Annotated in this window: 9 protein-coding genes; 2 read left to right on the top strand and 7 right to left on the bottom strand. The window is 64.2% G+C overall.

The window, feature by feature from the left end; all coding sequences use genetic code 11:
- The 7 genes from A3764_RS22580 to A3764_RS22610 form a co-directional block, all read right to left on the bottom strand.
- On the bottom strand, positions 1–1,097 hold a 1,097-nt coding region (locus tag A3764_RS22580), incomplete at its 3' end, for an NAD(P)/FAD-dependent oxidoreductase (protein ID WP_150122415.1).
- A gap of 12 nt (positions 1,098–1,109) precedes the next feature.
- Entirely contained in the window at positions 1,110–1,994 is an 885-nt protein-coding gene (locus tag A3764_RS22585; RefSeq protein WP_067919380.1) for a homocysteine S-methyltransferase family protein, read from the bottom strand.
- Positions 1,991–4,435, bottom strand: a complete 2,445-nt coding sequence (locus A3764_RS22590; RefSeq protein WP_067919378.1) for a GcvT family protein — start codon at positions 4,433–4,435, stop codon at positions 1,991–1,993. Before A3764_RS22590 ends, A3764_RS22585 begins: the two co-directional genes overlap by 4 nt.
- 85 nt (positions 4,436–4,520) lie before the next feature.
- On the bottom strand, positions 4,521–5,144 hold the full coding sequence (locus A3764_RS22595; RefSeq protein ID WP_067919376.1) for a LysE family translocator: 624 nt from the start codon (positions 5,142–5,144) through the stop codon (positions 4,521–4,523).
- A gap of 3 nt (positions 5,145–5,147) precedes the next feature.
- Positions 5,148–5,720 carry a helix-turn-helix domain-containing protein gene (locus A3764_RS22600; protein WP_067919457.1) on the bottom strand — a complete coding sequence of 191 codons (573 nt, stop codon included), beginning with the start codon at positions 5,718–5,720 and terminating at the stop codon, positions 5,148–5,150.
- 64 nt (positions 5,721–5,784) lie between these two features.
- Positions 5,785–6,243, bottom strand: a complete 459-nt coding sequence (locus A3764_RS22605) for a GAF domain-containing protein (protein WP_067919455.1) — start codon at positions 6,241–6,243, stop codon at positions 5,785–5,787.
- Positions 6,244–6,253: 10 nt separating this feature from the next.
- Positions 6,254–7,426, bottom strand: coding sequence for a thiolase family protein (locus A3764_RS22610; RefSeq protein WP_067919374.1), 1,173 nt, complete (start codon positions 7,424–7,426; stop codon positions 6,254–6,256).
- 82 nt (positions 7,427–7,508) lie between these two features.
- Between A3764_RS22610 and A3764_RS22615 the strand changes: the two genes are divergently transcribed.
- Together A3764_RS22615 and A3764_RS22620 are read left to right on the top strand one after the other, a co-directional pair.
- A complete protein-coding gene (locus A3764_RS22615) occupies positions 7,509–7,844 on the top strand; it encodes an STAS domain-containing protein (protein WP_067919372.1) in 336 nt (111 codons plus the stop codon).
- A 33-nt stretch (positions 7,845–7,877) separates the two neighbouring features.
- Positions 7,878–8,220, top strand: a 343-nt coding sequence (locus A3764_RS22620) for an ATP-binding protein (protein ID WP_067952135.1), incomplete at its 3' end; no start/stop codon positions are given.

Genomic DNA, 8,220 nt, shown 5'->3' on the forward strand with positions numbered 1-8,220 from the left:
CCCGAGATGGACAACGTATGGGTGGCCGCCGACTGGATACCGATGGAGTTGAAGCCGGCGGCCACCCATACGTTGTCCATCTCGGGTGCGAGGCCAAGGTGATAGGCATCGTCCGGGGTGAAGCTTTCAGGCCCGTTGAAGAAGGTATGTATGCCCGCATCGGCCAGCATCGGCATCCGGGCAACGGCGGCCTCCAGCACCGGTTCGAAATGATCGAAGTCCTCCGGCAGCTGGTCGAATTCAAAGGCGTCGGGAATATCGAGCCGCCATGGCTTGGCGACAGGTTCAAAGGCTCCAAGGAGGATCTTGCCTGCGTCCTCCTTGTAATAGGCGCATTCATCCGGGACGCGCAGCACCGGCATCTGGGTTAGCCCGGCGATGGGTTCGGAGACGATGTAGAAATGCTCGCAGGCGTGCAGCGGTACATTGACACCCGCCATTCGCCCGACTTCGTGACCCCACATACCAGCGCAGTTCACGATCATGTCGCAGGCGATATGCCCCGTCTCAGCGCCCTGTTCCCAGTCGACGCCCGTCACCCGGCGGCCTTCCCGCCGGATTCCGCTCACCCGGGTGCGCTCGATAACGCGGGCGCCGCGCTGGCGCGCCCCCTTTGCCAGCGCCAGTGCGATGTTCGCCGGGTCGCCCTGCCCGTCCTTGTCGAGATAGACGCCGCCGGTGACACCGTCGATGTTCAGATGCTCATACCTTTGCTTGACCTCGCCGGGAGAGATCTCTTCCACGTCCACGCCGAAGGCCCGCGCCATGGCGGCCTGCCGGAACAACTCCTCGCGCCGTTCGTCCGTCAGGGCCACGGTGATCGACCCGCAACGTTTGAAACCTGTCGCGACCCCGGTCTCTTCTTCCAGATTGCCGTAAAGTTCCTGACTGTACTTGGCGAGCTTCGTCATATTCGCCGTAGCGCGCAGTTGCGCGATCAGCCCCGCGGCGTGCCACGTGGTGCCGGAGGTCAACTGTTTGCGTTCCAGCAGCACGACGTCCTGCCAACCGAGCTTGGTAAGGTGGTAAGCGACGGAGCATCCGATGACACCCCCGCCGATGATCACCACGCGCGCCCTTTCGGGTATATCGGTCATCGCGTTGCTCCTTTAGACGATGTCATGCCCTGCCGCGCCCAGGCGGCGGGCGATTTCCGCGATATGCGCAGGGCCGACCTCGCAGCATCCCCCCAGAATCGTGGCGCCCGCGTCGAGCCAGCCGATCGCGTGTTCCGCGTAGACCTCCGGCGTCAGATCGCGCCGCCTCTGCAGGGCATCGACAGTGGGTTTCTCCTTGAGGAAATCCTCGGTGATCCGCTCAAAGGCATTGGCATAGGCACCGAATGGCAGATGGCTCTCTGCCAGCACCGCCAGTGCCGCTGGTATCGCCTCAGGGGCGGAGCAGTTGACCAGCACCGCCGCCGCCGCGTGCTCTTCGAGCAGCGGCAGCACTTCGGCCAATGGTTCGCCCGACCGCAGGCGCGTGCCATCGGTATCGCTGACCGTGCAGGCGAGCCAGACGGGAAGGCCGCTCCCCACGGTCCCCGCCAAAACCGCTTCGGCATGGAGGACGGAGGCCACGGTTTCGCAAAGCAGCAGATCACAGGCCGGGGCGAGCAGCCCCGCCACCTCTGCATAAATCGGCACGGCCTCCGGGGCGGGCGGATGCAGATCGGGGCGATAGGACGCGGCCAGCGGCCCGATCGACCCCGCGATGCGCCCCGCGCCGCTGGCTTTCGCCTCACCCAGCGCGAGGTCGAGCAATTCGGCGAACTGCCCTGCAAGGGGTGTGTCCGTTAGCCGGTCCCGGTGGATCGCATAGGTGTTCGTCGTAGCGATGCTGGCCCCGGCTTCGGTAAAATCGCGGTGAACCTCGGCCACCAGGCCGGGATGATCCAGCATCACCTGCGTCGACCAGAGCGGTGTCGGCTTGTCACCGGCGCGGTGGACCAGTTCCTGGCCCATCCCGCCATCCAGAAGCGTGATCGCGGTCATGCGCGCAGCCTTTCGTTTTGAGGGTCCCACATGGGCTGATCGGGCTGCACCTCCGCCGTGCGTCGATCACCGAAAATGTCTATCTCCACCCGGGTGCCGGGTTCCGCCAGATCGCTGCGGATCATGCCCAGCGCGATGGAGGCCCCCACCCGGTAGCCGTAGTCCCCGCTGGTGGTTTCACCGACAACTTCGCCGTTGTGCCAGATCGTGGACATATAGGGCGCATCCTGTTCGCCCGCATCCACCTTCAGCGTCACAAAGCGCTTCTTCACCCCTTGCTGGCGTTCGTTCTGCAGCGCCTGTTTGCCGGGGAAGTCCTGCGGTTTGTCCAGTTTGACAAAACGGTCCAGCCCGCCTTCGAGCAGGGAGTAATCCGTCGAAAGGTCGCCCTTCCACGCGCGGTATCCCTTTTCGATCCGCAGGGAGTTGAGGGCGAACATGCCGAAAGGCTTTGCCCCCGCCTGCGTCACCGCATCCCAGATCGCGGGGGCGTCGGCCATGTCGCAGTGGATTTCCCACCCCAGTTCGCCCGCGAAGGACACGCGCAGCAGCACGCAGTCGTAGCCCGCGACCTTTGCCTCCTGAAAGGATAGCCACGGCAAGGACAGATCGCCGTCCGTGAGGGGGCCGAGGATATCGCGCGCCTTTGGCCCGGTCACCAGCAGGCATTCGTACTTGTCACTGCGGTCATGTATTTCGACCCCCTCGGGAAGGTCTCGCTTCAGCACGTCCCGGTCATGCCATTGCGCCAGCGCGGCGGTAATCAGCCAGATGGCGTCGTCGCTCCGGGGGATCACCGACATCTCGGTCAGGATACGCCCCCGGTCATCGGGGAAATAGGCCAAGCCGACCCGCCCCGGCTGCGGCAGGCGCGACGCGGTGAGCGCGTTGACATGGTCGCGCGCCCCCGGCCCTTCCACCGCCAATCGGGTGAAGCCCGAAATCGCGAGGATGCCGCAGCCGGTCTGAACCGCTTCGCATTCCTCCTGAATACGCGGGGCCCACGGCCCGTTGCGGTCCCAGGTCTGGGTCGCCTCTTCGGAGGTGTCGTCGCCCGGCTTTGCGAACCAATTGGCCCGCTCCCACCCATTGTAGCTGCCGAACTGCGCACCTGCTTCCTTCAGCCGGTCGTGCAGCGGTGACAGCCGCTTGTTCCGCCCCGCAGGCCATGCGTGATGCGGGAAATGCATCGCGTATTCGTGGCCGTAGACCTCCATCGCCTTCTGGTCGCTGTGATCCTGATCTGCGTAAGCGGTAAGGCGGCGCGGGTCGCAGGCCCACATGTCCCATTCCGTCTGTCCTTCGGTGATCCACTCCGCCAGCACCTTGCCCGCACCACCGCCCTGCGTGATGCCGAAGGTGAATACGCAGGCCTCGTAGGCATTGGGCACCCCCGGCATGGGGCCAATCAGCGGCAGACCGTCGGGGGCATAGGGAATCGGCCCGTTGATGACCCGGCCCACCCCGGCGGTGCCGAGCAGGGGCACGCGCGCCATCGCGTCCTCGATGTACCATTCCAGCCGCTCCAGATCGTCGGGGTAGAGCTGGAAGGAGAAATCCTCGGGCATCGGATCCTCGGGCGTGACCCAATGCGCCTTGCAGTTGCGTTCATAGGGGCCGAGGTTCAGACCGTTCTTGTCCTGCCGCAGGTAGTAGGAGCTGTCGACATCACGCAGCAGCGGCACCTTGCGCCCATTCTCGCGCGTCCATTCCGCCAATTCTGGGATTTCCTCGGTCAGGAAATACTGGTGGCTCATGACCGTCATGGGCACGGTACGCCCGCCGAAGGGCTTGAACCATTCCCCCACCCGCTGGGCGTAGTAACCGGCGGCGTTCACCACCTTTTCACAGCGGATATCGCCCTTGGGCGTATGAACGATCCATTCGCCGCCATCCCGACTCACACCCGTCGCCGGGCAGAACCTTTCGATCCGCGCGCCCATGTCGCGCGCGCCTTTCGCCAACGCCTGCGTCAGCTGGGCCGGATCGATATCGCCGTCATCCGGATCCCACAGGCCGCCTGCAAGGTCGTGGGTTTCGAGGAAGGGGTAGCGATCCTTCAGGTCGGAAAGGTCCATCATCTCGAGGCTGAGACCCTGATAGTTCCCCATGGAACGTGCGCGCTCGAACTCCATCATCCGTTCCTTGCCATGGGCCAGCCTGACGGAGCCCGTGACATGGTAGTTCATCGGATAATCGACTTCCTTCTCCAGCCCGGCATAAAGCCCGAGGGAGTAGCGCTGCATGTTCATCACGGCCCAGGAGGTGGAGAAACTGGGGCAATTGCCCGCCGCATGCCATGTGGAACCGGCCGTCAGTTCGTTCTTTTCCAGCAAGACGCAATCGGTCCAGCCTGCCTTGGCGAGGTGATAGAGCGAGGATACCCCCACCACGCCGCCGCCAATGATGACCACGTGGGCCGTTGTCGGAAAGTCACTCATCGTGCTGCTCCTCTCGATAGGAAAGATCTTGAATCTGGTATCGTCGATGGGGCCGCGCCCCGGTGGTACTGGCTGCGCAACCGGGTCATGACCGCACCCCGACAGGAGTAGCGGACCCCAGCAGCACGCCGTAAACGATGAAGCACAGGGCCATCACGCGGCGGAACCATGCGTTGAAGACCGCGCCCAATGCGGCCCGCCCCAGCCCCGCGCCCAAGGCCGTGAACCCCGTATAGCTGAGCGCGGTGAGGGTCAGCGCCGTTGGGACGATCAGCGCCATCTGGTCCCAGATCGGAACCCCGGGCTGCACGAACTGAGAAAAGGCCGCAAGGTAGCCGGCAACGCTCTTGGGGTTGATCGTGGCAATGGCGAGCGCGCGGAAGTAGACCGACGCCGCCGGACGGTGCGTCATCTGAACGGGGCGCGATGCCAACATCAGGCCGCGCAGCCCCAGAAATATCAGGAAACCCGCGCCGATCAGCTTGGCGATGAAGAACGCCTGCGGCGAGGCGACAATCAGGGCCGTCACACCCAGTGCAGAAAGCAGCAGAAACAGGCTCGCCTGGGTCAGAATCGCAAGGACCCCGATCATCGCCCGCCTGAAGCCGAGGTTCATCCCGTTGCTGATGCAGTTCACCGCGTTGGGTCCGGGCGTGGTGACGAAGACGGCCCAGAACAGCGCGAATATGATCCATGCCTCGAAACTCATGGCTCAATAGACCGGAGGGGCGATCACCCAGATCGCAACGGCAGGGTGGTCGGTTGCATTCGCCCAGCGGAACGCCTCTCCGCGCAGGCGGAAACTGTCGCCGGGGTTCAGAACATGCCAGCGCCCGTCGATCTCGATATCGAGCGTGCCGGAGATCAGGTAGCCCACCTCCTGCGTGGGCCGCGCGACCGGGCTTTCGATCCGGCTGTGGGGCAAGAAGGTGGAATGTACCATTTCGAAGTCATCGGTCAGGTCCGGCGAAAGCAATTCCTCCACCAGCCCTGCGACCGAAGACCCGATCGCCCGCCGCCCGCCACGCCGCACGATATAGCCCGCCTCTTCGGCCTCTGCCGGATCGTGCCGAAACAGCATGGAGACCGATACATCGAGGCACCGGGCGATCTGCCGCAGGTCTGCGACCGAGGGCTCGGATTTGTCCCGCTCCACCTGACTGAGCCAGCCGACGGAGCGGTCGAGCTTTTCGGCGAGCGATGCCAGCGTAAGACCACGCGCCTTGCGCAGGGCGCGCAGGTCGGCGCCCAAGGTCTCTGTCCGCTCAGGAAGGCTATGCTGCATCGTCATGCCGTGAAATCTGGTAAGCTTTTTTCACGCTGCCCCAACATCGTGAAAAAATCCAGAACTATTTCACGGACGCGAAGGCTTCGTTCAGAATTTCAGTCAGATGGCTTGCGTCATCCTCTGTGAAGGCATCCGGCTGGTTGCTGTCGATATCGAAGACCCCGAGCAGCTGGCCGCTCCCCCCGAACACCGGCAGAACAAGCTCTGACCGTGTGGAGCTTGCACAGGCGATATGGCCTGGGAAGGCATCCACATCCGGTACGAGCTGCGCCTGCCCGCTGCGTGCCGCCGCCCCGCAGACCCCCCGGCTGAACGGTATCACCAGACACCCATGCCCGCCTTGATAAGGCCCGATCTTCAGCAGTTCCGGCGCGACCACGCGGTAAAAGCCGGTCCAGTCGAACCGGTCATCCGCGTGATGCACTTCGCAGGCGATGGTCGCCATCAAAGCGACGGGGTCGTCCTCCCCCGCGCAGAGCGACGCGATAGTGGCTTTCAACGTGTCATAATCGACGGTCAGCATAAGGGACTCAGGGGCGCTCGATGGCAATCGCGGTGCCTTCGCCCCCGCCGATGCAGATCGCCGCGACACCGCGCTTCAGCCCCCGCTTTTCCAGCGCGTTGAGAAGCGTCACCATGATCCGCGCCCCCGAGGCCCCGATGGGGTGGCCCAAGGCACAGGCCCCGCCATTCACGTTCACGATGTCATGGGAGAGGCCCATTTCATGCATGAAGGCCAGAGGCACGACAGCAAAGGCTTCGTTCACCTCCCACAGGTCAACGTCCTCCTTCTTCCAGCCAATCCGCTCCAGCAGTTTTTGCGCCGCCGGTACGGGGGCGGTGGTAAAGAGGCCGGGCGCCTGCGCATGGCTCGCATGGCCGACGATACGGGCGCGTACCTGCAGGCCCTGAGCCTCGGCCGCCTCTTCACTCGCGAGCACGAGTGCGGCCGCCCCGTCAGAGATGGAGGATGAATTCGCCGCCGTGACGGTACCCCCCTCGCGGAAGGCTGGTTTCAGCTGCGGTATCTTGTCGGGGCGGGCGGTTCCTGGCTGTTCGTCGGCGTCTATGGTGGCCGCGCCCTTGCGCGACCGCACCTCGACCGGAACGATTTCATCGGCAAAAGCACCCGATTCCTGTGCCTCGATCGCGCGGGAGAGGGAGGCCAGCGCATATTCATCCTGCCGCTCGCGGGTGAACTGATAGCTCTCCGCGCAGTCCTCGGCGAAGGTGCCCATCAGGCGACCCTTGTCGTAGGCGTCTTCCAGCCCGTCCAGAAACATGTGATCGATGACGGCACCATGGCCCAGCCGGGCGCCGCCGCGCATCTTGGGCAGAACGTAGGGGGCGGCGGTCATGCTCTCCATCCCGCCGGCAACCATGACATCGGCTTGGCCGAGCGCGATCTGGTCGAAGGCCATCATCGCCGCCTTCATGCCCGATCCGCACATCTTGTTGAGGGTGGTCGCGGGGACCTCTTCGCCCAGACCGGCCTTGAAACCCGCCTGCCGTGCCGGTGCCTGTCCCTGCCCCGCGGGCAATACGCATCCCATCAGAACTTCTTCGACCTTCGAAGCACCGGCACCCGCCATCGCCGCCTTGATCGCCGCCCCGCCGAGGTCGGAGGCCGTCATCCCGTCAAAAACGCCCTGAAAGCCCCCCATGGGTGTCCGCGCCGCGCCTGCAATCACCACGTTCCGCATGTCGTTCTCCTCCGCTGGATCATCACCAATTGGTAAGCTTTGCCGGATATGCCCAAAGACGCACCGGATCACGGGTATGTCTATGGAACTGAGCGCCGAAAATGAAGAGCGGTTGTGCGTTGTCACCGTGCAGGATAGGCGGATCGATGCCGCGGTCGCACTGGAATTCAAGGAGCGGGTCCGCCAATTGACCGAGGTGGCACAGCGCGCGGTTCTTCTGGATCTTTCCCAAGTCGAGTTCATCGATTCGAGCGGGCTGGGCGCCATCGTATCCACGATGAAGCACCTCTCACCCGACCGGGAACTCGTTCTTTCCGGCCTTACCCCCACGGTTGCGCGGGTTTTCAAATTGACCCGGATGGACAGCGTCTTTGCCGTCTACCCGACCCGCGAAGCTGCGGTCGACGATCTTGGCTGAATCGCACCCCCTACCGGCAGGGGCGTCCGCCGCATGAACCGGCCCGCCGCGCGCCTCGCCCTCTGCGCAAGGATGAAGGCTGAAGCACAGCAAATCAGGCCCACATTGGCCCGTTTGCTGGGCGGCCTTTCCCCCCTATCGCTGAGCGCGGAGGACAGGGACGCTGTTGAAATCGTTCTGGCCGAGGCACTGAACAACATTGTCGAACATGCTTACGGGGCCGCCCGTGTCGCCTGCCCCGTCGACATCATGTGCCGCCACGGCGAGCGGGCGCTCGACATCCGAATTACCGATGGGGGCCGCCCGATGCCCGATGATTGCCCCCCTCCCCGGACCGAACCAACACCTATTCCACAGGAAAACGGATTCGGCTGGA

The sequence above is a fragment of the Sulfitobacter sp. HI0129 genome (assembly GCF_001635395.1).
In the GTDB taxonomy this organism is placed as follows: Bacteria; Pseudomonadota; Alphaproteobacteria; order Rhodobacterales; family Rhodobacteraceae; genus Sulfitobacter.

What these genes read in the sequence shown, in the direction of transcription:
- A3764_RS22585 (WP_067919380.1), bottom strand. Translation starts at nt 1,994, where the DNA reads ATGACCGCGATCACGCTTCTGGATGGCGGGATGGGCCAGGAACTGGTC.
- A3764_RS22590 (WP_067919378.1), bottom strand. Translation starts at nt 4,435, where the DNA reads ATGAGTGACTTTCCGACAACGGCCCACGTGGTCATCATTGGCGGCGGC.
- A3764_RS22595 (WP_067919376.1), bottom strand. Translation starts at nt 5,144, where the DNA reads ATGAGTTTCGAGGCATGGATCATATTCGCGCTGTTCTGGGCCGTCTTC.
- A3764_RS22600 (WP_067919457.1), bottom strand. Translation starts at nt 5,720, where the DNA reads ATGCAGCATAGCCTTCCTGAGCGGACAGAGACCTTGGGCGCCGACCTG.
- A3764_RS22610 (WP_067919374.1), bottom strand. Translation starts at nt 7,426, where the DNA reads ATGCGGAACGTGGTGATTGCAGGCGCGGCGCGGACACCCATGGGGGGC.
- A3764_RS22615 (WP_067919372.1), top strand. Translation starts at nt 7,509, where the DNA reads ATGGAACTGAGCGCCGAAAATGAAGAGCGGTTGTGCGTTGTCACCGTG.